The 22,241-nt window shown below is 59.4% G+C and carries 20 protein-coding genes and 1 riboswitch; of the genes, 14 read left to right on the top strand and 6 right to left on the bottom strand.

The features are described from left to right. Window positions 1–38: 38 nt before the first annotated feature. Together yjbE and pgi are read right to left on the bottom strand one after the other, a co-directional pair. Window positions 39–287, bottom strand: coding sequence for an exopolysaccharide production protein YjbE (yjbE, locus tag MC269_RS17260; protein ID WP_033749135.1), 249 nt, complete (start codon window positions 285–287; stop codon window positions 39–41). Window positions 288–789: 502 nt separating this feature from the next. After that, complete coding sequence (pgi, locus tag MC269_RS17255; protein WP_239953153.1) at window positions 790–2,436, bottom strand: glucose-6-phosphate isomerase; 1,647 nt, start codon at window positions 2,434–2,436, stop codon at window positions 790–792. 330 nt (window positions 2,437–2,766) lie between these two features. Beyond that, window positions 2,767–2,959, top strand: a riboswitch (Lysine riboswitch). 109 nt (window positions 2,960–3,068) lie between these two features. Between pgi and lysC the strand changes: the two genes are divergently transcribed. Together lysC and panS are read left to right on the top strand one after the other, a co-directional pair. Then, entirely contained in the window at window positions 3,069–4,421 is a 1,353-nt protein-coding gene (gene lysC / locus MC269_RS17250) for a lysine-sensitive aspartokinase 3 (protein ID WP_081140627.1), read from the top strand. Window positions 4,422–4,672: 251 nt separating this feature from the next. Beyond that, window positions 4,673–5,605, top strand: a complete 933-nt coding sequence (panS, locus tag MC269_RS17245) for a ketopantoate/pantoate/pantothenate transporter PanS (protein WP_239953152.1) — start codon at window positions 4,673–4,675, stop codon at window positions 5,603–5,605. A 26-nt stretch (window positions 5,606–5,631) separates the two neighbouring features. On the opposite strand, the gene MC269_RS17240 is transcribed toward panS, so the two are convergent. Then, window positions 5,632–7,257, bottom strand: coding sequence for a Na/Pi cotransporter family protein (locus MC269_RS17240; protein ID WP_081140701.1), 1,626 nt, complete (start codon window positions 7,255–7,257; stop codon window positions 5,632–5,634). A 245-nt stretch (window positions 7,258–7,502) separates the two neighbouring features. Here MC269_RS17240 and psiE point away from each other — a divergent pair, with 245 nt between their 5' ends. From psiE to ubiA, 3 genes are all read left to right on the top strand, one after another. Then, window positions 7,503–7,913: a phosphate-starvation-inducible protein PsiE gene (gene psiE, locus MC269_RS17235; RefSeq protein WP_081140629.1), complete on the top strand. Its 411-nt coding sequence runs from the start codon at window positions 7,503–7,505 to the stop codon at window positions 7,911–7,913. Window positions 7,914–7,982: 69 nt separating this feature from the next. Continuing rightward, window positions 7,983–8,495 carry a chorismate lyase gene (gene ubiC, locus MC269_RS17230; RefSeq protein WP_239953151.1) on the top strand — a complete coding sequence of 171 codons (513 nt, stop codon included), beginning with the start codon at window positions 7,983–7,985 and terminating at the stop codon, window positions 8,493–8,495. Window positions 8,496–8,525: 30 nt separating this feature from the next. Then, complete coding sequence (ubiA, locus tag MC269_RS17225; protein ID WP_239955141.1) at window positions 8,526–9,392, top strand: 4-hydroxybenzoate octaprenyltransferase; 867 nt, start codon at window positions 8,526–8,528, stop codon at window positions 9,390–9,392. 211 nt (window positions 9,393–9,603) lie between these two features. Here the strand turns inward: ubiA and plsB are convergent, their stop codons facing one another. Next, window positions 9,604–12,027, bottom strand: a complete 2,424-nt coding sequence (gene plsB / locus MC269_RS17220; protein WP_239953150.1) for a glycerol-3-phosphate 1-O-acyltransferase PlsB — start codon at window positions 12,025–12,027, stop codon at window positions 9,604–9,606. A gap of 129 nt (window positions 12,028–12,156) precedes the next feature. Between plsB and MC269_RS17215 the strand changes: the two genes are divergently transcribed. The 4 genes from MC269_RS17215 (at window position 12,157) to MC269_RS17200 (ending at window position 15,097) form a co-directional block, all read left to right on the top strand. Continuing rightward, complete coding sequence (locus MC269_RS17215; protein ID WP_239953149.1) at window positions 12,157–12,525, top strand: diacylglycerol kinase; 369 nt, start codon at window positions 12,157–12,159, stop codon at window positions 12,523–12,525. Between the two features lie 106 nt (window positions 12,526–12,631). Beyond that, window positions 12,632–13,246, top strand: coding sequence for a transcriptional repressor LexA (lexA, locus tag MC269_RS17210; protein ID WP_033749144.1), 615 nt, complete (start codon window positions 12,632–12,634; stop codon window positions 13,244–13,246). 135 nt (window positions 13,247–13,381) lie between these two features. Beyond that, entirely contained in the window at window positions 13,382–14,704 is a 1,323-nt protein-coding gene (gene dinF / locus MC269_RS17205) for an MATE family efflux transporter DinF (RefSeq protein WP_239953148.1), read from the top strand. A gap of 180 nt (window positions 14,705–14,884) precedes the next feature. Further along, complete coding sequence (locus MC269_RS17200) at window positions 14,885–15,097, top strand: CsbD family protein (RefSeq protein WP_081140635.1); 213 nt, start codon at window positions 14,885–14,887, stop codon at window positions 15,095–15,097. Window positions 15,098–15,144: 47 nt separating this feature from the next. Here the strand turns inward: MC269_RS17200 and zur are convergent, their stop codons facing one another. Next, the gene (zur, locus tag MC269_RS17195) at window positions 15,145–15,666 is read right to left on the bottom strand and encodes a zinc uptake transcriptional repressor Zur (RefSeq protein WP_239953147.1); all 522 of its coding nucleotides are present in this window, start codon (window positions 15,664–15,666) and stop codon (window positions 15,145–15,147) included. 444 nt (window positions 15,667–16,110) lie between these two features. On the opposite strand from zur, the gene MC269_RS17190 reads away from it, so the two are divergent. The 3 genes from MC269_RS17190 to pspG all read left to right on the top strand — a co-directional run bounded on the left by MC269_RS17190 (window position 16,111) and on the right by pspG (window position 18,905). Beyond that, window positions 16,111–17,361, top strand: a complete 1,251-nt coding sequence (locus MC269_RS17190) for a conjugal transfer protein TraF (RefSeq protein WP_239953146.1) — start codon at window positions 16,111–16,113, stop codon at window positions 17,359–17,361. A gap of 106 nt (window positions 17,362–17,467) precedes the next feature. Further along, window positions 17,468–18,463: a tRNA dihydrouridine(20/20a) synthase DusA gene (dusA, locus tag MC269_RS17185; protein WP_239953145.1), complete on the top strand. Its 996-nt coding sequence runs from the start codon at window positions 17,468–17,470 to the stop codon at window positions 18,461–18,463. A gap of 175 nt (window positions 18,464–18,638) precedes the next feature. After that, on the top strand, window positions 18,639–18,905 hold the full coding sequence (gene pspG, locus MC269_RS17180; RefSeq protein WP_239953144.1) for an envelope stress response protein PspG: 267 nt from the start codon (window positions 18,639–18,641) through the stop codon (window positions 18,903–18,905). Window positions 18,906–19,094: 189 nt separating this feature from the next. On the opposite strand, the gene MC269_RS17175 is transcribed toward pspG, so the two are convergent. Next, entirely contained in the window at window positions 19,095–20,078 is a 984-nt protein-coding gene (locus MC269_RS17175) for a quinone oxidoreductase (protein WP_239953143.1), read from the bottom strand. Between the two features lie 95 nt (window positions 20,079–20,173). Here MC269_RS17175 and dnaB point away from each other — a divergent pair, with 95 nt between their 5' ends. Beyond that, complete coding sequence (gene dnaB, locus MC269_RS17170; RefSeq protein WP_081140641.1) at window positions 20,174–21,580, top strand: replicative DNA helicase; 1,407 nt, start codon at window positions 20,174–20,176, stop codon at window positions 21,578–21,580. A 123-nt stretch (window positions 21,581–21,703) separates the two neighbouring features. Continuing rightward, a complete protein-coding gene (locus tag MC269_RS17165) occupies window positions 21,704–22,195 on the top strand; it encodes an Lrp/AsnC family transcriptional regulator (protein WP_081140642.1) in 492 nt (163 codons plus the stop codon). The last annotated feature ends 46 nt before the right edge of the window (window positions 22,196–22,241 follow it).

The raw sequence follows: 22,241 nt of genomic DNA, 5'->3' as shown, positions 1-22,241 counted from the left end.
AACCACACGGCTGTGTGGTTATGTTTAAAGGTGCTACATCAACGAGTGGTGCTCGTTGTGGTCGTGGTTGTTGTACCGGTATTCGCGCCGTCACCACCGCCAGAAGCGGCGATACCGACACCGACTAAGGCGCCGAGCGCGCCGATACCAACAGCGGTCGAGGTGCCGGCGGAGATTGCTCCCGCCTGCGCGCCCGCTGCGGCACCCGCTTCTTCCGGAGCGGCAAAAGCCACGGAATGCGCTGCGACGTATAGTACGGCTGCTCCGGCAACCATGATTTTTTTCATACAACGTGTCCTGCATTGAGTGAATGAAGGATGTACCCGTTTTGGGCGCGTTCAGTATAGGGCAACAAATTACCAGAGTTCAGCGCGGGAAAAAGCGGGTGAAAAGAGGCGGTTATTTTGGCTAAAAAGAGGGCTAAACAGCGATAACCTCTTTTTCATTTGGAAGATTTAAGGCATGGCGGAATTTATCGCTGCCCTGAAATTAAATGCAAAGCGTTTTACGCTTTTTTATTAATAACTGGTACGGAAAAGCGATTATCAGAATTAGCCTGACGGGCTGAAAATAAAATAGCGTTAAAAAACAGAGGGAAAAGAGAGAGGGAAGGGCAGATAAGGTCCAGTTTAAACGCGAGAGCGGCGCTATTTTCGCACGCAGCTTAAGAGCAATCTCAGGGTAATTTAAGAATTATCCCGTCGTCTCTGCGCATATTATCAGCGCTTTTGCGTTGTGAAGCGTGAAAAAAGGCGACCATGAGGCCGCCCTGAGAAAATCGCGGCGTGATTAACGCCAGGATTTATAGCGATTAATTAAGCCATTAGTGGAGCTGTCGTGGCTGTTAATCTGCGCGCTGTTTTCCAGCTCCGGCAGAATACGGTTCGCCAGCTGCTTGCCTAACTCCACGCCCCACTGATCGAAGGTGAAGATATTCAGGATGGCGCCCTGGGTGAAGATCTTATGCTCGTAGAGCGCAATCAGCGCGCCGAGGCTGTACGGCGTGATCTCGCGCAGCAGGATTGAGTTAGTCGGGCGATTGCCTTCAAACACCTTGAACGGCACGATATGCGCCACCGACTCGGCGGATTTGCCGGCATCGGTAAACTCTTTCTCTACCACGTCGCGCGACTTGCCGAACGCCAGTGCTTCGGTCTGGGCAAAGAAGTTCGAGAGCAGCTTCTGATGGTGATCCGCCAGCGCGTTATGGGTGATGGCCGGCGCGATAAAGTCGCACGGCACCAGCTTGGTGCCCTGATGGATCAGCTGATAGAACGCATGCTGGCCGTTGGTGCCCGGCTCGCCCCAGATGATCGGGCCGGTCTGGTAATCCACCGGATTGCCGTCGCGATCGACGTACTTGCCATTGGATTCCATATTGCCCTGCTGGAAGTAGGCCGCAAAGCGGTGCATGTACTGATCGTAGGGCAGGATCGCTTCGGTCTCGGCGCCGAAGAAGTTGTTGTACCAGATGCCGATCAGCGCCAGCAGCACCGGCAGGTTCTGCTCGGCAGGCGTGGTGGAGAAGTGCTGATCCATCGCGTGCGCGCCGCTCAGCAGCTGCTCGAAGTTGTCGAAGCCGATAGAGAGGATAATTGACAGGCCGATAGCTGACCAGAGCGAATAGCGGCCGCCGACCCAGTCCCAGAACTCGAACATATTGGCGGTGTCGATGCCGAAGTCGCCCACCGCTTTCGCATTGGTGGAGAGCGCGGCAAAGTGCTTCGCCACGTGCTGCTGATCGCCAGCGGTTTTCAGGAACCAGTTGCGCGCGCTGTGGGCGTTGGTCATGGTTTCCTGAGTGGTGAAGGTTTTCGACGCCACCAGGAACAGCGTGGTTTCCGGGCTGAGATCTTTCAGCGTCTCTGCGATATGCGTGCCGTCCACGTTAGAGACGAAGTGCATATTCAGGTGGTTTTTATAGGGGCGCAGCGCCTCCGTCACCATAAACGGACCGAGATCCGAGCCGCCGATGCCGATATTTACCACGTCGGTGATCGCTTTGCCGGTGTAGCCTTTCCACTCGCCGCCGATGATGCGCTCGGAGAAGTGCTTCATCTTCTCCAGCACCGCGTTCACTTCCGGCATCACATCTTTGCCGTCGACCAGAATCGGCGTGTTGCTGCGGTTGCGCAGCGCGACGTGCAGCACGGCGCGATCTTCGGTGCGGTTGATCTTCTCGCCAGAGAACATCGATTTAATCGCGCCGCTCAGATCGGTCTCTTTCGCCAGCGCCTGCAGCTTGTCGAGCGTCTCCTGGGTGATGCGGTTCTTGGAGAAATCCACCAGCATCTGATCGTCGAAGGTGGCGGAGAAGCGGGTAAAACGGTCGGCGTCCTGGGCGAACAGCTCGGCGATGGTCACCGATTTCATCTGTTCAAAATGCTGTTGCAGCGCTTTCCAGGCTGCGGTTTGCGTCGGATTGATATTTTTCATGGCAACACTCTTGTTGATTTAAAAACCGTCATTCCATCGTGGGCAATCACACCCGTATAGCGTTTCAGTATGACAACTGTGCTCACTGAAAGGAAAAATTTTGTCGCGGCCCGCGTGCGCGCCGTGCGGCGGCCGGGATCGCGCAGGTGCGATTTTCAGATTAGGCGACGCCTATTGTGCCGCGAATGCCCTCGCTGAACCTTGTGCCGCATCAGCATAAACCGGCGCGCGCGGCCTCATTTAACGCTGCGGGCGCAGCAAATTGCCGACAGACGTAGACAGCAACCTTATGACCCGGTATTTTTATGCGGCTACTTGCGCACCCGTGCGCAAGCCAGAAGAGGCGCGTCGCCCAGGCAGTGTGTTGGAGGAACCGTATCCGGGGATAACACATCAGGGGGAGCGACGCCGAGGTGGTCAACACACGGCGTGTTGCCTGTCGGCTGCAGGGGCTGAATCCCCTGGGTTGTCACCAGAGGCGTCCACAGTCGGTCGCTTCGCAAGGTGAAGTGCTTCTGGGTGACTCGTCTCCTGATCTTGTCTGCCCAATTCTGCTCTTCCCTTGTGCCAAGGCTGATACCATATCTCCCGTCCCTACACGCGGGAGAAGATAACCTGACACGAGGTCGTACATGTCTCAAACTCTGATCGTGGCGAAATTTGGCGGCACCAGCGTTGCCGATTTCGATGCTATGAACCGCAGCGCCGATGTGGTGCTGGCCAATGCCAACACGCGTCTGGTGGTGCTCTCCGCTTCGGCGGGCGTGACCAACCTGCTGGTCTCGCTGGCGGAAGGCCAGGAGCAGGCGCAGCGCGCATACCTGCTGGACGAAATTCGCCGCATTCAGTATGCGATCGTCGAACGTCTGCAAAATCCCGCCGTTATCCGTGATGAAATCGACCGCATGATCGAAAACATCACCATGCTTTCCGACGCCGCCTCGCTGGCAACCTCTAACGCCCTGACCGACGAGCTGGTCAGCCACGGCGAACTGATGTCGACGCTGCTGTTCGTGGAAATTCTGCGCGAGCGTCAGGTCGACGCGGAGTGGTTCGACGTGCGTAAAGTGATGCGCACCAACGACCGTTTCGGCCGCGCCGAGCCGGAGATTGCCACGCTGGCCGAGCAGGCCGCCGCGCTGCTGACGCCGCGTCTGGCGCAGTCGCTGGTGATCACCCAGGGCTTTATCGGCAGCGAGCAGAAGGGGCGCACCACCACGCTGGGACGCGGCGGCAGCGACTATACCGCGGCGCTGCTGGGCGAGGCGCTGCAGGCGGCGCGCGTCGATATCTGGACCGACGTCGCCGGCATCTACACCACCGATCCGCGCGTGGTGCCGTCCGCTAAGCGTATTGACGACATCACCTTCGAAGAGGCGACCGAAATGGCGATCTTCGGCGCCAAGGTGCTGCATCCGGCGACGCTGCTGCCGGCGGTGCGCAGCGATATTCCGGTGTTTGTCGGCTCAAGCAAAGATCCCGCCGCGGGCGGCACGCGCGTGCATCGCGAAACCGCCAACCCGCCGCTGTTCCGCGCGCTGGCGCTGCGTCGTCGCCAGACGCTGCTGACGCTGCACAGCCTGAATATGCTGCATTCGCGCGGCTTCCTCGTTGAGGTTTTCACCATCCTGGCGCGCCATAACATCTCCGTGGATCTGATCACCACCTCGGAAGTGAGCGTGGCGCTGACGCTCGACACCACCGGCTCCACCTCCACCGGCGACAGCCTGCTGACCCAGGCCCTGCTGACAGAGCTGTCGTCGCTCTGCCGCGTGGAAGTCGAGGAGAACCTGGCGCTGGTGGCGATCATCGGCAACAACCTCTCCCGCGCGCGCGGCGTCGGCAAAGAGGTGTTCGGCACGCTTGAGCCGTTTAACCTGCGCCTGATCTGCTACGGCGCCAGCAGCTACAACCTCTGCTTCCTGGTGCCGGGCGAAGATGCGGAAAGCGTGGTGCGCGCGCTGCATAAAAACCTGTTCGAATAAGGATCCGCTCAGCCGGATCGGATCCGGCTGGTGCGATCCACCGCTTTTTAGCGCTAAAACCAGCGTATTTCCGACGCGCTTTGGCGGATCGGCAGCAGTCGATCCGCATTTTCCCCCCATGCCTCGACTCAGCCTTACGCCTCGATAACGAAATGTTATGATCCCGCTCCGCTGGCGCACCGTTCCTGCGTCGCGTTTCTCTGTGGCAAGACCGCGAAAAAAACACAACATTCAAAGAAGGAAGTCTGGCTATGCTCGCCAAATTAACCCGCCTGTTCCCGCTGTGGGCCGTGCTGCTCTCGGTCGCCGCCTACTATTCGCCCGGCACCTTTCTCGGCATCGGGCCCTGGGTCAGCTGGCTGCTGATGCTGATTATGTTCGGCATGGGGGTCACGCTGAATATCGATGATTTCAAACGCGTGCTGGTGCGCCCGGCGCCGGTGATCGCCGGCACCTTCCTGCACTATCTGGTGATGCCGCTCGCCGCCTGGGCGCTGGCGAAGCTGTTTCATATGCCGCCGGATCTCTCCGCCGGTATGATCCTGGTGGGCAGCGTGGCCAGCGGCACCGCGTCGAACGTGATGATCTATCTGGCAAAGGGCGACGTTGCGCTGTCGGTGACCATCTCCTCGGTCTCCGCGCTGGTGGGCGTGGTCGCCACGCCGCTGCTGACGCGCTTCTATGTTGATACCCATATCCAGGTGGATGTGGTGGGGATGCTGCTCAGCATCGTGAAGATCGTGGTGATCCCGATTAGCCTGGGGCTGATCGTCCACCACAGCCTCAACGGTGTGGTGCGCCGCGTAGAGCCTTATCTGCCGGCGTTTTCTATGCTCTGCATTCTGCTGATCATCAGCGCGGTAGTGGCGGGCAGCCAGGGCTTTATCGGCTCGGTCGGACTGGTGGTGATCGCTGCGGTGATTCTGCATAACGCTATCGGCCTGCTGGGCGGCTACTGGGGCGGCAAGCTGTTCGGTTTCGACGAGTCCACCTGCCGCACGCTGGCGCTGGAAGTGGGGATGCAGAACTCGGGTCTGGCAGCGACGCTGGGCAAGCTCTACTTCTCGCCGCTGGCCGCGCTGCCGGGCGCGCTCTTTTCGGTGTGGCACAACCTGTCTGGTTCGCTGCTGGCGGGCTACTGGTCCGGTAAGCCGATCGACAAGACGCCGATCGACAAGAAGTAACGAGACGGGGGCCGCGCGCCCCCGCTTTATTCATACTCCCGCTCGTCCTCCGGCTGCTCCAGCACCGTATAGGCCACGCTGCACAGCAGCGAGTTAAGACGCTTCATATCCCCCAACAGGCCGAGATGCAGCGAGCTGGTCTCAATGCTCTGTACGTTCTTTTGATGCAGCCGCTCGACATGGGCATGGGAGAAGCGGCGGATCAGAATGCGGAAACGATGCTTGGCGCGCCGCAGCCGCTTCGCGCTGGTAACGTCGCGCGACAGAAACACCGACAGGCTGAGGCGTAAATTCGCCAGCAGCTGCTCCTGCAGGGTCTCCAGCTCCTGAATGCCTTCTGCCGAGAAGGCGCGACGCGGCGTCAGCGCCTTATCCGCCACGTCGCCGCTCATGCGTTCGATAATGTCGCCCGCCTGTTCAAGGTTCAGCGACATCTCGATGATTTCGCCCCAGCGGCGCGAATCCTCTTCTGACAGGTCCTCTTTAGGCATGCGCGCCAGATAGAGCTTGATGGCGGTATAGAGCACGTCTACGTCGTCGTCCAGCCGCCGCACCGTGCGCTCTTCGCGCACTTCGCCATGCACCACCTTGTTAAACGCCTCCAGCATCATCTCCAGCACGTCGCCGATGCGCAGCGCCTCGCGCGCGGCGTTGACCAGCGCCAGCGCCGGGGTATCCAGTGCGCTGCGATCCAGATGGCGCGGTTTCAGCGTCATCTCCGTTTCGGCGTCGTCACGGATCAGACGGGTACAGAGCCGCGCCATCGGATCGGCAAAGGGCACCATCACCAGACAGCGGATCAGGTTGTAGAAGACGTGGAAGAAGATCACCAGCTCTTCGTCGTTGACCGGCAGCTTATCCAGCCAGGGCGCCAGCAGGTTGATAAAGGGCAGCACCGCCAGCGAACCGAGCAGTTTGAACAGCAGGCTGCCGAGTGCCACCCGCTTGCCTGCGGCGTTCGAGCCGCTGGCGTTGAGCATCGCCAGCAGGCCGCTGCCAAGATTGGCGCCGATCACCAGACAGAGCGCCACCTTAAAGGAGATCACCCCTGCGGCGGTCAGCGTGGCGGTAATCAGCACCGCCGCCAGGCTGGAGTAGCTGATGATGGCGAATACCGCGCCAATCAACGCATCGAGCAGAATATCGCCGGTCAGGCTGGAGAAGAGCACCTGCACGCCGGACGCCTGAGTTATCGGGCGGGCGGCGCTGACGATCAGCTGCAGCGCCAGCAGGATCAGTCCCAACCCAATGCTGGCGCGGCCCATCTGCCCGACGCGCGTCTGCTTGCGCGACAAAAAGAACACCACGCCAAAGAAGATAAACAGCGGCGACAGCCAGGAGAGATCGAAGGTCAGGATACGCGCCATGATGGCGGTGCCGACGTCGGCGCCCAGCACCACCACCAGCGCGGGCGTCAGGCCCATCAGCTTCTGCGCCACAAAGGAGGTGGCGAGCAGCGTCGTGGCGTTGCTGCTCTGCACCAGCGTGGTAACGCCGACGCCCGCCAGAAACGCCATCGGTTTCTTTTCAATGCTGCGGCTGAGCACGCGGCGCAGATCGGCGCCGAAGACGCGCATGATGCCGGAGCGCACGATATGGGTGCCCCAGACCAGCAGGGCAACGGCGGAAAGAAGATTCAGCAGGGTCAACACGTTATGCGCCTCCACAACCGTCAGGCGAAAAAGCAGCAGAACGCAGCCTGACGGAAAGAGCAATCTGCAAAACGAAGGGCCGGGCAGGGCGCAATTTTTCCTGAGTTTTAAGCAACATGGCGCACTGCCGATCTGTTAACTGTAGCCCACTTCACGCGCCACGGCATGAAATAACCATATTGTGATTTGCGTCACACTATCGCATGATGGCGATTATTCACTGAAAGCAATTATTGAGGAAAATCATGAACGTTAAACCCACCGGCGGTCAGTTTATCGCAATGGCGCTGCAATGGGTGCTGAACCTGGGGCTGCTGGCGCTGGCAGTTATCCTCGCGGTGTTTCTCGGCAAAGAGACGCTGCATCTGGCTAATGTGCTGTTAAACGTCGGCGAACAGGCTTCCTCCTATCTGTTGATTGAGGGGATAGTCATCTATTTCCTCTATTTTGAATTTATCGCGTTGATCGTGAAGTACTTCCAGTCCGGCTACCACTTTCCGCTGCGCTATTTTGTCTATATCGGCATTACGGCGATTATTCGGCTGATTATCGTCGACCATAAAAATCCCTTCGATACGCTCTGCTACTCCGGCGCCATCCTGATTCTGGTGGTGACGCTGTGGCTGGCGAACAGCAACCGCCTGAAGCGCGAATAAACGTCGCCAGGTGTGCCGGCCGCGCCTCTGCGCTACACTGTTGCCCTCAAAATTGACCGGAGTGGTGATATGTCGCAAGAGGCGCTCAGCTTATTACGCGCGCTCAACTGGCTGCCGTCCACGCATCCGACGCTGACCGCGCCGCTGCTGGACTGGCTGATGGAGGAGGACTCCATGACGCGTCGCTTCGAGCAGCACTGTCAGCAGGTGACGGTGCGGCCGATGCGCGAAGGCTTTATCAACGCCGAAGAACTCACCGACGAACGGGCGCTGCTGCCGGACGACGCGCGTTTCTGGCTGCGCGAGATCGTGCTGTGCGGCGATGACCAACCCTGGCTGATCGGCCGCACCCTGGTGCCGGAGAGCACGCTCAACGGCCCGGAGCAGATGCTGCAGCAGCTGGGCACGCGCCCGCTGGGCCGCTATCTTTTCTCCTCTTCAACCCTGAGCCGCGATTTTATCGAGCCCGGCAGCGTCGAGACGCTCTGGGGACGGCGTTCGCGCCTGCGGCTGTCGGGCAAGCCGCTGCTGCTGACCGAACTGTTTTTACCTGCCTCGCCGCTCTATCGCGACCTGGCCTGAGGACGATTAAACGTGGAAAAAAGCGTACAGATGAGCAAGTTTCAGGCCTACAGCCGCCTGATGCGCATTGATAAACCGATCGGCACGCTGCTGCTGCTGTGGCCGACGCTGTGGGCGCTGTGGCTCTCCGGCATGGGCGTGCCGCCACTGTCGGTGCTGGTGGTGTTTGTGCTCGGCGTGTTTGTAATGCGCGCGGCGGGCTGTGTGATTAACGACTTCGCTGACCGCAAGGTCGACGGCTTCGTGAAGCGTACCGCCGGGCGGCCGCTGCCCAGCGGCGCGGTGAGCGAAAAAGAGGCGAAAATCCTGTTCGTGCTGCTGGGGCTGGTGGCGTTCGCGCTGGTGCTCACCATGAATCTGATGACGATTCTGCTGTCGGTGGGTGGGCTGGCGCTCGCCTGGTGCTATCCCTTTATGAAGCGCTACACCCATCTGCCGCAGGTGGTGCTGGGGGCGGCGTTTGGCTGGGCGATCCCGATGGCCTGGGCGGCGGTTAGTGAGTCCTTACCACTGGAGTGCTGGCTGGTGTTTCTCGCCAACATCTGCTGGACCGTCGCCTATGACACCCAGTACGCCATGGTCGATCGCGATGACGACATTAACATCGGCGTTAAATCCACGGCGATCCTGTTTGGCCGTTACGACAAGCTGATTATCGGCCTGCTGCAGCTGGCGACGCTGGGGCTGCTGGCGCTGGTGGGTCTGCTGATGCAGCTTAACGCGCTCTTTTTCTGGTCGCTGCTCGGCGCTGCGGTGCTGTTTATCTATCAGCAAAAGCTGATTGTGCGTCGCGAGCGCGACGCCTGCTTTCAGGGCTTCCTCAACAACAACTATGTCGGGCTGGTGGTGTTTATCGGCGTGGTGCTGAATACGCCACCGTTTAGCCAGCTGTTTTAAACGCCGTTTTTTAACGGGCACCCATGCTGAAACAAGCGGTGGGCATGGCCCGAAGAGCAAAGCGTCCCGCGTCAGGGATGACGCGGGCCGAGCTGGCATGGATGCCGCTGTTGCGTCTTTGCGATCGGGCCATGCCCACTGCGCAGGCACCCTCCAGGCAACAAAAAGGGCGACATCTCTGTCGCCCTTCTTTTTTGCTGCCCGCGGCGGGCTACTCGTGCGCCACCGCGCTTTCAATCGTCAGCCGCACGTCGCTGGTCACCAGGTCGGCCAGAATATGCCAGGTGGCCTGCGTGCGCTCGACGTCGGCGTCACCGGTATCGCTGATATAGCCTTCGTCACGCAGCGTCAGCACCAGCGTGGTAAACACCGCCTTGTCGAAAAACTCCGGCGCGTTGATGCCGTGCAGCACCGAAAGACGCTGCGCCAGCATCCGACTCTCTTTCTCCAGCGTGCCGCGGTTGATGGTCGGCTTCGCGCTGAGGATAGAGAAGGTGATGGCGAAACGCTGCAGGGTCTCGCGAATGCCGGCGGCCAGCAGCTGCAGCGTGCGGTAACGCGCGGCTGTGTGGCGCAGCTGCCCATCCTGCAGGGTAATCAGGCCCTGACGCGCCAGCTCCTGACAGAGCGCGCTCAGCAGCGCCGGCAGCGCCTCGATCTCCCAGCGCAGGAAGAGTTCGCTCTTCAGCATCGGGTAAATCAACCGCACCTGGCGCAGCAGCTCGGCTTCGCTCAGGTTCGGATGCTGCTGGATAATGGCGGCGATCAGCGACGGCATCACCAGCATATGGTGAATATTGTTGCGGTAGTAGGTCATCAGCACCGCCTGCTCGCGCGGCAGGATGATGATGTCGCCGATATTGTCCTGCTCGGTCTCGAACTTGTTCATGCTCATGGCATGGTTGAGCAGCGCTTCCGCAGAGAGCGGCGGCACCGTCGATTCCGGCGAGTAGGGCACGTTGCGCAGCAGCTCGGTGTAGCACTCAAGCTGTTCTATCAACTGTTCGCGGGTAAGTGAGCGCTGACGTGAGGCGAGCAGCGCGGTCACACACAGGTTCATGGCGTTGGCGGCGCCCGCTTCGTTGATGCGCACCATCAGGCGCGCCGCGATATCGTTGACCGTCGGCGTCAGCCAGCTGGGACGCTGCGGTTCAATCGGATCGATGGCGTCGCGCCACTCCGGCACCTGCTTATTCAGGTAGTTCACCAGCGGCAGCGGTTCACCAAAGTTAACGTAACCCTGACCCAGATTGCGCAGCTTACGCAGGCCGCGCACCATCTGCATAAAGCCCTCTTTCTCTTTCGCCGCGCCGCGCAGCTCTTTGGCGTAAGTGCCCACTTCCATTACGTGCTCGTAGCCGATGTAGATCGGCACCAGCGTAATCGGACGGTTGCCGCCGCGCAGCATCGCCTGCAGCGTCATCGCCAGCGTGCCGGTTTTAGGGTCGAGCAAACGGCCGGTACGTGAGCGCCCACCCTCAACGAAGTACTCGACGGAGTAGCCGCGGCTAAAGAGTTCGCCGAGATATTCGCGGAACACGGTGGCGTAAAGCTTGTTGCCTTTAAAGGTGCGGCGAATAAAGAAGGCGCCCAGACGGCGGAAAATCGGTCCGGCAGGCCAGAAGTTCAGGTTGATGCCCGCGGCGATATGCGGCGGCACCAGGCCCTGATGATAGAGCACGTAGGAGAGCAGCAGATAATCCATATGGCTGCGATGGCAGGGCACGTAGACGATCTCATGGCCATCTTCCGCCAGCTGGCGCACGCGCTCGCCGCCGTTGACGTTGATGCCCTGATAGAGACGGCTCCATAGCCAGCCCATCACGCGATCGGTCACGCGGATTGCCTCATAGGAGAAGTCGGCGGCGATCTCTTCCATCATCTCGACGGCGTTCTGCTGCGCTTTCTCATGGGAGAGCTTTTTACTGCGCGCTTCCTCTTCCACCGCTTTCTCAATCGCCTTGGACTGCAGCAGCTTGTTAAAGAGATCCTGCCGCGCCGGCAGACGCGGGCCGACCGCGGCTAAACGCTGACGGGCAAAGTGAATGCGCGCCACGCGCGCCAGCTTCTGCGCGATAGATTTATCGGTGCCGTGCTGCGTCGCCATCCAGCGCAGCGAGACGGTAGGGGAAAAGCGCACAAAGCTGTCGCGGCCATGCCAGACGATGGCGAAAAATTTCTCCACGCCGTTCAGCTCGCGCAGGTGCGGCGTGTCGTCGCCCTGAACCTCGCGGCCAGGCGCGCGTCCGAACATCACCGAAACCGGCAGCATCTGAATATCGAGATGCGGGTTATTGCGGTGCAGATCGAGATACTCATGGAAAATCTTCACCGACTCCGTATTAGGTACGAAATAGGGGAAGACGCGCGGACCGTCGTGAATAAAGACGTGGCGCGGCAGCAGCGCGCCGTCAATTTCCAGCGGCGACAGCGGATCGGGCAGATTATGCTTCAGACACTGCTGGCGCAGCGTCAGCAAATCCGCCTTGGAATCGTATGGCAGCACGTACATAATCGGCCGCGTGGGATCGAGCCCATGCTCGGAAACCGGATCGACCGGAATAGCCTTGGTTTTTACCAGAACCGAGAGTGGTAAATTCAACAATTTATAATAGAGTTTACGCCAACCTGACATAGACAAACATGAAGCCTCTTGTTAGCAAAGCGCCGCAAGCATACCAGAAAGTGCTGCGAAGATCTGTGGTGGTGCCAAACGCATCCGGCCCAGACATTGACGTCAAACAACTCAAAGGGTTCCCTCACTATGGCAAGTAATACCACCGGTTTACTGAGAATTGTGAAAGCGGCCGGCTACTCCTGGCAAGGGCTGCGCGCCGCCTGGCAGCATGAAGCCGCGTTTCGCCAGGAGGCGTCCGCCGCCATTATCGCTATCCTTGTCGCCTGCTGGCTGGATGTCGACACCGTCGCGCGCATCCTGATGATCGGCTCCGTGGTGCTGGTGATTATCGTCGAGATCCTCAACAGCGCTATCGAAGCGGTGGTCGACCGCATCGGCCAGGAGCGTCATCCGCTGGCTGGCCGGGCGAAGGATATGGGTTCCGCCGCCGTACTGCTCGCTATCATACTGGCGCTCTTTGTCTGGATCGCGCTGCTTTGGTCGCATTTGCGCTAGGCTTTCCACAATTCCCCAAACGGCTGTTATTTCCCTGGGTTTTGGTTTTCATTTCGCCAATACCTGTATATACTCACAGCGACTGTATAAACAACCAGGGGGCGGGATGAAAGCATTAACCACCAGGCAGCAACAGGTTTATGACCTGATTCGCGACCATATCAACCAGACGGGCATGCCGCCAACGCGTGCGGAAATCGCCTCGCAGCTGGGGTTCCGTTCCCCGAACGCCGCCGAAGAGCATCTGAAGGCGCTGGCGCGTAAAGGCGTCATTGAGATCGTTTCCGGCGCATCACGCGGCATTCGCCTGCTGATGGAAGAGGAAGAGTCAAACGGCCTGCCGCTAATCGGCCGCGTCGCCGCTGGCGAGCCGCTGCTGGCGCAGGAACATATCGAGACGCACTACAAAGTCGATCCCGACCTGTTTAAGCCTTCCGCTGATTTTCTGCTGCGCGTCGCCGGGATGTCGATGAAAGATATCGGCATCATGGATGGCGACCTGCTGGCGGTGCATAAAACGCAGGACGTGCGCAACGGCCAGGTCGTGGTCGCGCGTATCGATGATGAAGTCACCGTGAAACGCTGGAAAAAACAGGGCACCGTGGTGCATCTGCTGCCGGAAAACAACGACTTCGAGCCGATTATCGTCGACACCCGCACGCAGTCGCTGACCGTAGAAGGTCTGGCGGTAGGCGTGGTGCGCAACGGCGAGTGGCTCTGACCGGCTGATTTCAGACGCCTGCAGCGGCTTTTTGTCGGGCGTCTGAACGCTAACGCTTGCTAAAGCGGTCGGGGCTGCACTCTGCGCCCTCACGCCGCGCTTCTCTCTTTTACGTCTTCAGGCATGGACCGGCTGATGCGTCTCTTCACCGCAAACGACCGACAACTCTGGCGGCTGGCGCTGCCGATGATCCTCTCCAATATCACCGTGCCGCTGCTTGGCCTGGTGGACACCGCCGTTATCGGCCATCTCGACAGCCCGGTTTATCTTGGCGGCGTAGCCATTGGCGCAACCATCACCAGCTTCGTTTTTATGCTGCTCCTCTTTCTGCGCATGAGCACCACGGGCATCACCGCTCAGGCGTTCGGCGCGCGCGATCCGCTGGCGCTGGCGCGCGCCCTGACGCAGCCGCTGCTCATTGCGCTGCTGGCCGGCGCGCTGTTTATTCTGCTGCGCGATCCGCTAAGCGCCCTGGCGGGACGGCTGGCGGGCGGCAATCCGGAGGTGCTGGCGCAGGCGGCAATCTTTATTCATATCCGCTGGCTTAGCGCGCCGGCGACGCTGGCGAATATGGTGCTGCTCGGCTGGCTGCTGGGGGTGCAGTATGCCCGCGCGCCGGTGGTGCTGCTGGTGGTCGGCAACGCCGTCAACATCCTGCTCGACCTCTGGCTGGTGCTCGGGCTGAAGTGGGGCGTCGCGGGCGCGGCGACCGCCACGGCGCTGGCGGAATACGTGACGCTGGCGGTGGGGCTGGCGATGGTATGGCGCGTGCTGAAAATGCGCGGCATTTCCCTCGCGATGCTGAAAAAGAGCTGGCGCGGCGATATTCGTCGTCTGCTGCGCCTGAATCGCGACATCATGCTGCGCTCGCTGCTGCTACAGCTCTGCTTTGCCTCGCTGACCCTTATCGGCGCGCGACTGGGGCCGGAGATCGTCGCGGCGAACGCCGTGCTGCTGATGTTCATTACCTTTACTGCCTATGCGCTGGACGGGTTCGCCTATGCGGTGGAAGCCGTTTCCGGCGAAGCCTATGGCGCGCACGACGGCGACCGGCTGCTGGCGGTGTGGCAGGCGGCCTGCCGTCAGGCGGGCATGGTCGCGCTGGCGTTCGCGCTGTTCTACGCGGCAAGCGGCGAGGCTATCGTGGCGATGCTCACCTCGCTGGCGTCGCTGCGGCAGCTGGTGGATCACTATCTTATCTGGCAAATCATTCTGCCGCTGGCGGGCGTATGGTGCTATCTGCTGGATGGTTTGTTCGTCGGCGCGACGCGCGGGCGCGAGATGCGCAACAGCATGGCGATCGCCGCGCTCGGCTACTTCCTGACGCTGCTCACTCTGCCCTGGCTGGGCAACCACGGTTTATGGCTGGCGGTCACGGTGTTTCTCGCGCTGCGCGGTGTGTCGCTCTGGTTAATCTGGCGCCGCGAATGGCGCTTAAGTCGCTGGTTTAAAAGCTAATTTATCCTCAAGGCGGCCGCCGCGCGCGGCCGCACCGCCTGGATTATTCTGTAATATTCCGGCAGTTGCCGATTCGTCTACTATAATTACCCTACAACAGCGCGACACAGCAGCGCTTTGTATTGTCGTACTGCCATTGTGTGGTGGTATGTAAAACTAAGGATGACGTGGAGGTCTGACATGAATAAAGACGAAGCGAGCGGTAACTGGAAGCAGTTCAAAGGCAAATTTAAAGAAAAATGGGGCAAGCTGACCGACGACGATATGCAGGTTATCGAAGGTAAACGCGATCAGCTGGTCGGTAAAATCCAGGAACGCTACGGTTACGCGAAGGATGAGGCTGAAAAAGAGGTCTCAGACTGGGAAACCAACAATAAAGATTACCGCTGGTAATCTCCTCGTTCAGCACAGGTTGAACGATCGGCACAGGGACGTGCCGCCTATCCTCTCTTACCGCGCTTTTTCCCTTCAGTCTCATGGTCATGATCGCAACTGTCATGATGCGTGCAGGCTTCAACTTCAGCACACTCCACGCACAGGCCATGCGCCTCAATTACGCTATGCCGCAGCGCAAAGCGCGCTTCGCCTGCCAGCTCGTCGATAATTTTCTCAACGCCCTTCGCCTGTTTCTCTGTCACCGCCGCGCAGCGATCGCAAACCAGCATTACAGAGGTATGGGCAGGCGCCTCGAAGTGGTGACACACCACATAGCTGTTGTTCGACTCCACCCGATGAATAAAACCCTGCTCCAGCAAAAAGTCGAGCGCGCGGTAAACCGTGGGCGGCTTCGCCTGAGGTTCGCTGGCGCGCAGCTGGTCCAGCAGATCGTAAGCGCTAATCGATCCATGTTGCGCAGCCATCAGACGTAGCACTTCGGCGCGCTGCGTGGTCAGGCGCACCCCGCGCTGCAGGCAGAGTTTTTCCGCCTGGATCATGATTTGCTCTGGCGTCATTGTCGACATGGTGATGCTCCGCTAAAAACGAGATGTTATTTTATCACACTAAATTCTCTTGCGCTGGGGTTGCCGCTGCTATCTGATTTGCGCGCCGCTTTGCAGCAATATCAATAGATTATCGCTATCCCGCCGCCAGAGACAGGCCGCAAAGCGCCCTGGCAGGGCCAGCCTTACTGAGACATAACGCAACAAAATAGAGGATTTGCTTTACAACTCACCAGGTTAAGCACTAATGTTCATGAGGCCTTAAGCAACCGCTGGCCTTAATATCCTTTTTGACGTCCCCGCTAAATAATAAAAGCGCCGATTTGTAGCTAAATCATCCAATCCGGCGAATAACAGCGCTGTTTCGACTGAATTCACAGCAATGAACCGTTAGCCACAATTCACAATAGCGCTAACGACAAATTCGATGATGAATGTTTTCCTGATCAAGGTGATGGCAGACAAATGGCGAACAAAACTATCCGGCGCGCAGCGCTTTTATCTCCTGTTGTTTTAAATGCGCTTTTTATCTCTTCTTCGGCGATGGCTGCGGGCACCTGGTATGACGCGCGCAACGACGCTATGGGCGGCACGGGTGTCGCATCCTCTACGTGGAGTTCCGCCGTGCTGGCGAACCCGGCGCTGATGACGCGTGCCCAGCCGGACGATAACGTCGGCATTATTTTCCCCTCTGCTGGCCTGCAGATTACCGATAAAGACAAGATGGTCGACAAAGTTGATGACATCAGCGATACCGTCGATCGCTATCGCGACGTGATCAACAACCTGACGTTTAGCGACTATCTCAACGGCTATCCGCAGCTCAAGGCGGCGTCTGGCGACGTCGCGAACCAGCTGCGCGACCTGCGCGGCAACAAGGCTAACGCCACGGCGGGCGTGGCGCTGGCGGTGACGGTGCCCAACGAAACGCTGCCGTTCGCCTTTATCACCAAGGCGTACGGCACGGTGCACCTGCGCGCTAACGTGGCGCAGAGCGATATCACCTATCTGGACGGCGTGGCAAATGGCAGCGTCATTCCCGTGCCGGGCGACCAGAATAACCTGCGCTCCAGCGCCAACGGCCTGGCGGCGCTGACCACCGACTACGGTATTGCCGTGGCGCACCAATTCAGCGTGGCGGGCCATCCAGTTTCGCTTGGGGTGACGCCGAAAATCCAGAAAACCTGGCTCTATAACTACACCGCCAGCATCTATAACTACGATAAAAACGACCTCAACGGCAGCCGCTATCGTAACGACAACACCGGCTTCAACATTGATGCTGGTCTGGCGACGCCGCTGGGCGACAACTGGACGCTGGGCGTCACCGGACAGAACCTGGTGTCGCGCGATCTGCAGACGAAAGAGACCAACGGCTACCGCGATACCTATCAGATCCGTCCGCTGGTGACCTCTGGCCTGTCATGGAGCGGCGGTCCCTTTACCGCCGCGCTGGACGTGGACCTGACGGAAACCAAACGCTTTAAATCGCAGGCCAACAGCCAGTACGCTGGCGTCGGCGGCGAATACCGCGTGCTGGACTGGCTGGCGCTGCGCGCCGGCTACCGCGCGGATATGAAATCCGCCGATGAAAACGTCTTTACCGCCGGTTTTGGCGTTTCGCCGTTCCACAACGCGGTGCATCTGGATCTGGCTGGCTCGGTGGGCGACAACAACACCTGGGGCGCGATGATGCAGCTCGGCTTTAACTTCTGACGGCCGTAGCCTGACCTAAACCGGGCGACGCAGAGTCGCCCGGCAGGCCGTTAGTGTGCTATCCTTGCGCAGATTATCATCACCCTTAACGGATTTTCTGCGCTTCATGAGCAACTCTTTCTCCTCGCAACGTTTTTCCATCGCGCCGATGCTCGACTGGACTGACCGACACTGTCGTTATTTTCATCGCCAGCTGACCGGCGATACCCTGCTGTACACTGAAATGGTCACCACCGGCGCCATTATTCACGGCAAGGGAGACTATCTGGCCTATAGCGAAGCGGAACATCCGGTTGCGCTGCAGCTCGGCGGCAGCGATCCGGCGGCGCTGGCGCAGTGCGCGAAGCTGGCGGAGGAGCGCGGTTACGATGAGGTGAACCTCAACGTCGGCTGTCCGTCCGATCGCGTACAGAACGGCCGCTTTGGCGCCTGCCTGATGGGGGAAGCCTCGCTGGTGGCTGAATGTATCGACGCGATGCGCCAGGTGGTCTCGATCCCGGTGACGGTTAAAACCCGTATTGGCATCGATCAGCAGGACAGCTATGAGTTTCTCACCGATTTTGTTGGCACCGTGGCGCAGCGCGGCGGCTGCGACACCTTTATTATCCATGCGCGCAAGGCCTGGCTTTCCGGGCTGAGCCCTAAAGAGAACCGCGAGATCCCGCCGCTCGACTATCCGCGCGTCTATCAGCTGAAGCGTGATTTTCCGCAGCTGACTGTCGCCATCAACGGCGGCGTAAAAACGCTGGAGGAGGCGAAAGCCCATCTGCAGCATCTCGACGGCGTGATGATGGGACGTGAGGCGTACCAGAATCCTGGCCTGCTGGCGCAGGTCGATCGCGAGCTGTTTGGCCGCGACGCACCGATGGCCGATCCGGTCGCGGTGGTACGCAGCATGTATCCCTATATCGAGGCGGAGCTGGCGAAGGGCACCTATCTGGGCCATGTGACGCGCCATATGCTCGGCCTGTTCCAGGGCATTCCCGGTGCGCGCCAGTGGCGTCGCTACCTGAGCGAGAACGCGCACAAGCCGGGCGCGGACGTGCGCGTGCTGGAAGCCGCGCTGGCGCTGGTGGCGGATAAAATCCCGCAGGAAGCCTGATCATAGCCGTAACGTTGAAAAACCAGCCTCAGGGCTGGTTTTTTTTACGCCATAAAACGGTGAATTTCACTACTGTCAAAGCGCAGCGAGTGGCGTTTTATATTTATTTTCAACAGGTTATAATCTGGCACGTTTCTTGTAATAACGCTGTAGAAATAACAAGAGGAGTAGCAACGTGGAAATTTTATTCGTTCTGGGCTTTTTTCTGATGCTGCTGGTGACCGGCGTCTCGCTGCTCGGCGTGCTGGCGGCGCTGGTGGTGGCGACGCTGCTGATGTTTGTCGGCGGGCTGTTCGCCTTTGTAATCAAATTGTTGCCGTGGCTGGTGCTGGCGCTGGTGGCCGCCTGGGTGTATCGCGCCTTTTGCGGCGACGATCGTGAACGGGCACGACGCAAGCTGCGTCGCAAAATCAGCAGGTTAGATCGTCGTCGCGGCTATTAATTGCGGGTGCGATCACAGAGTAACAACCTGCTTATGCCGGTTTTGCAATTAAACATATTTTTTACTTATGTTTTCTGCCAGGATGATTGTCGTTGAGTCGACAAGCATTCATCGCCGCTGTCCCTACACCAGCGCGAACGATAAAAAGAAAAGGGGCTTCCTACGGGAAGCCCCGCTTGCATTTAGAGATCAGGGAATAAGCAGGCTGGAGCCCTGGGTGCTGCGGCTCTCCAGCGTCTGATGCGCCCGCGCCGCCTCTTTTAACGGGAATTTCTGCTGCTCCGGCACCTCGACCTTGATGGCGCCGCTGGCCAGCAGCGAGAAGAGATCGTTGCTGGCGTGCTCCAGCTCGTCACGCGTGGTGATATAGCCGTAGAGTGAGGGACGAGTGACAAACAGCGAGCCTTTCTGGTTGAGCACGCTTAAATCGATGCCGGTCACCGGCCCGGAAGCATTACCAAAACTCACCATCAGTCCCTGACGACGCAGCGAGTCGAGCGACGCTTCCCAGGTATCTTTCCCCACCGAATCGTACACCACCGCCACTTTTTTGCCGTCAGTGAGCTGGCTGACGCGCTCGGCGATATTCTCTTCGCGATAGTTGATGGTCGCCCAGGCGCCCGCCGCTTTCGCCAGCGCGGCTTTTTCCGCCGAGCCGACGGTGCCGATCAGGTGTGCGCCAAGCGCTTTCGCCCACTGGCAGGCGATCAGGCCGACGCCGCCCGCCGCCGCATGAAACAGGAAAATCTCATCCGGCTTCACCTGATAGGTCTGGCGCAGCAGATAGTGCACGGTCAGCCCCTTCAGAAAGCTGGCGGCGCCCTGTTCGAAGCTGATGGCATCCGGCAGCAGCATCAGGCGATCCTCCGCCACGTTGTGCAGTTCGCTGTAGGCGCCCAGCGCCGCCTGGCAGTAGACCACGCGATCGCCCGGCTTAAAGCGCGTCACCGCGCTGCCGACGCGCTTCACCACGCCCGCCGCCTCGGTGCCGAGGCCCGAAGGCAGGGCGGCGACCGGATAAAGCCCGCTGCGCACGTAGGTATCGATATAGTTAATGCCGATGGCGCGGTTCTCAACCTGCACTTCGCGTTCAGCAGGATCGGCAGGATCGACGTCTACCCATTGCAATACCTCAGGCCCGCCCGGCGCGGTGAACTGAATACGCTTTGCCATTTTTACTCCTGTGATTGTTCAACATGAGGCGTGAGAGGCGCGCCGCCATAAGGTATACTGGCGCGTCCCCTCAGAAGATCGGTATTGCACTCACTATGGCAGGAAATAAACCCACCAACAAATCGAACGACACGCCCGACCGGCAGCTGGAAGGTATCAAAATGCCGCCGCACTCGATTGAAGCGGAGCAGTCGGTGCTGGGTGGGTTGATGCTGGATAACGAGCGCTGGGACAACGTCTCCGAGCGCGTCGTGGCGGAAGACTTCTTCAACCGCTCGCACCGCCTGATCTTTTCCGAGATGCAGCGTCTGCTGGAGGCGGGCCAGCCCATCGATCTCATCACCCTGTCGGAGTCGCTGGAAACGCGCGGCGAGCTGGAGATGGCGGGCGGATTCGCCTATCTGGCGGAGCTGGCAAAAAATACCCCCAGCGCGGCGAACATCGGCGCCTATGCGGATATCGTGCGTGAACGCGCGGTAGTGCGCGAGATGATCTCGGTGGCGAATCAGATCGCCGACGCCGGCTACGATCCTCAGGGTCGTAACAGCGACGAGCTGCTCGACTTCGCCGAGTCCAACGTATTCAAGATCGCCGAGTCGCGCGCCAACAAAGACGAAGGGCCGAAGAACATCCAGGAAGTGCTGGAGGCCACGGTGTCGCGCATCGAATCGCTGGTGTCGACGCCGCACGATGGCGTCACCGGCGTCGATACCGGCTATCAGGATCTGAATAAAAAGACCGCCGGTCTGCAGCCCTCGGATCTGATTATCGTCGCGGCGCGTCCGTCGATGGGTAAAACCACCTTCGCCATGAACCTGTGCGAAAACGCCGCGATGCTGCACGACAAGCCGGTGCTGATCTTCAGCCTCGAAATGCCCAGCGAGCAGATCATGATGCGTATGCTGGCGTCGCTGTCGCGCGTGGATCAGACGCGCATTCGTACCGGCCAGCTCGACGACGAGGACTGGGCGCGCATCTCCGGCACCATGGGCATCCTGCTGGAGAAGAAGAATATGTATATCGACGACTCTTCCGGCCTGACGCCGACCGAGGTGCGTTCGCGCGCGCGACGCATCTTCCGCGAAAACGGCGGCCTGAGCATGATCATGATCGACTACCTGCAGCTGATGCGCGTGCCGGCGCTCTCCGACAACCGTACGCTGGAGATTGCCGAGATCTCGCGATCGCTGAAGGCGCTGGCGAAGGAGCTCAACGTGCCGGTGGTGGCGCTGTCGCAGCTGAACCGATCGCTGGAGCAGCGCGCCGATAAACGTCCGGTCAACTCCGATCTGCGTGAGTCAGGCTCTATCGAGCAGGATGCCGACCTGATTATGTTTATCTATCGCGATGAGGTTTACCACGAAAACAGCGATCTCAAAGGCATCGCCGAGATTATCCTGGGTAAACAGCGTAACGGTCCAATCGGCACGGTGCGCCTGACCTTTAACGGTCAGTGGTCGCGCTTTGATAACTACGCCGGTCCGGCCTACGACGACGAATAAGCTCGCCGCACGGCATGCACGATCTGTGCATGCCGCCTCGCATCATCAGAAAATAGTGTTGGACAACCCCGCCGATAATCGGGTTATCTGTATCACAGCGCACGTTTACGCACTGGAAGCAGCATGACTCACGTAGATGATTACGACCTGAAAATACTGACCTTATTACAATCCAACGGCCGCTTAACCAATCAGGAACTGAGCGACCTGGTGGGCCTGTCAGCCTCGCAATGTTCGCGTCGCCGCATCAACCTCGAACAGGCGAATTTAATCCTCGGCTACCATGCGCGTCTGTCGCCGGATGCGATTGGCCTGGGCATGGTGGGACTGATTGAGGTGCGGCTGATTAATCACACCGCTGAATATGTCGACAGCTTTCATCGCATGGTGGAGCAGGAAGAGGCGATCGTCGACGCCTATAAAACCACCGGCGACGCCGATTATCTGCTCAAGGTGGCGGTGGCGGACCTCGCTTCGCTAAGCGCGCTGATCAGCCAGCTGGTGGCGGGGCATCAAAGCGTCTCCCACGTAAAAACCTCGGTGGTGCTGGGCCGCCTGAAAGAGAACGGTCTGATGATGTCGCCCGAGCACAAAGTGCGCCAAAAGAGTGCATGATGCGCTTATTTGGTGCGCCCGATGGCCATCCAATGCAAAAAGTACG

The organism is Pantoea sp. Z09, assembly GCF_022394795.1.
GTDB lineage: Bacteria > Pseudomonadota > Gammaproteobacteria > Enterobacterales > Enterobacteriaceae > Pantoea > Pantoea latae.
Note: the sequence above shows the minus strand (reverse complement) of the source record. Positions and strands in the feature narration are given on the sequence as shown.

Bases quoted from the DNA above. Each gene is read 5' to 3' on its own strand.
- lexA (WP_033749144.1), top strand. From the start codon at position 12,632: ATGAAAGCATTAACCACCAGGCAGCAACAGGTTTATGACCTGATTCGC.
- dnaB (WP_081140641.1), top strand. From the start codon at position 20,174: ATGGCAGGAAATAAACCCACCAACAAATCGAACGACACGCCCGACCGG.
- MC269_RS17175 (WP_239953143.1), bottom strand. From the start codon at position 20,078: ATGGCAAAGCGTATTCAGTTCACCGCGCCGGGCGGGCCTGAGGTATTG.
- ubiC (WP_239953151.1), top strand. From the start codon at position 7,983: ATGTCGCAAGAGGCGCTCAGCTTATTACGCGCGCTCAACTGGCTGCCG.
- pgi (WP_239953153.1), bottom strand. From the start codon at position 2,436: ATGAAAAATATCAATCCGACGCAAACCGCAGCCTGGAAAGCGCTGCAA.
- zur (WP_239953147.1), bottom strand. From the start codon at position 15,666: ATGTCGACAATGACGCCAGAGCAAATCATGATCCAGGCGGAAAAACTC.
- ubiA (WP_239955141.1), top strand. From the start codon at position 8,526: ATGAGCAAGTTTCAGGCCTACAGCCGCCTGATGCGCATTGATAAACCG.
- dusA (WP_239953145.1), top strand. From the start codon at position 17,468: ATGAGCAACTCTTTCTCCTCGCAACGTTTTTCCATCGCGCCGATGCTC.
- plsB (WP_239953150.1), bottom strand. From the start codon at position 12,027: ATGTCAGGTTGGCGTAAACTCTATTATAAATTGTTGAATTTACCACTC.
- psiE (WP_081140629.1), top strand. From the start codon at position 7,503: ATGAACGTTAAACCCACCGGCGGTCAGTTTATCGCAATGGCGCTGCAA.
- yjbE (WP_033749135.1), bottom strand. From the start codon at position 287: ATGAAAAAAATCATGGTTGCCGGAGCAGCCGTACTATACGTCGCAGCG.
- dinF (WP_239953148.1), top strand. From the start codon at position 13,382: ATGCGTCTCTTCACCGCAAACGACCGACAACTCTGGCGGCTGGCGCTG.
- MC269_RS17165 (WP_081140642.1), top strand. From the start codon at position 21,704: ATGACTCACGTAGATGATTACGACCTGAAAATACTGACCTTATTACAA.
- MC269_RS17200 (WP_081140635.1), top strand. From the start codon at position 14,885: ATGAATAAAGACGAAGCGAGCGGTAACTGGAAGCAGTTCAAAGGCAAA.
- lysC (WP_081140627.1), top strand. From the start codon at position 3,069: ATGTCTCAAACTCTGATCGTGGCGAAATTTGGCGGCACCAGCGTTGCC.
- MC269_RS17190 (WP_239953146.1), top strand. From the start codon at position 16,111: ATGGCGAACAAAACTATCCGGCGCGCAGCGCTTTTATCTCCTGTTGTT.
- MC269_RS17215 (WP_239953149.1), top strand. From the start codon at position 12,157: ATGGCAAGTAATACCACCGGTTTACTGAGAATTGTGAAAGCGGCCGGC.
- panS (WP_239953152.1), top strand. From the start codon at position 4,673: ATGCTCGCCAAATTAACCCGCCTGTTCCCGCTGTGGGCCGTGCTGCTC.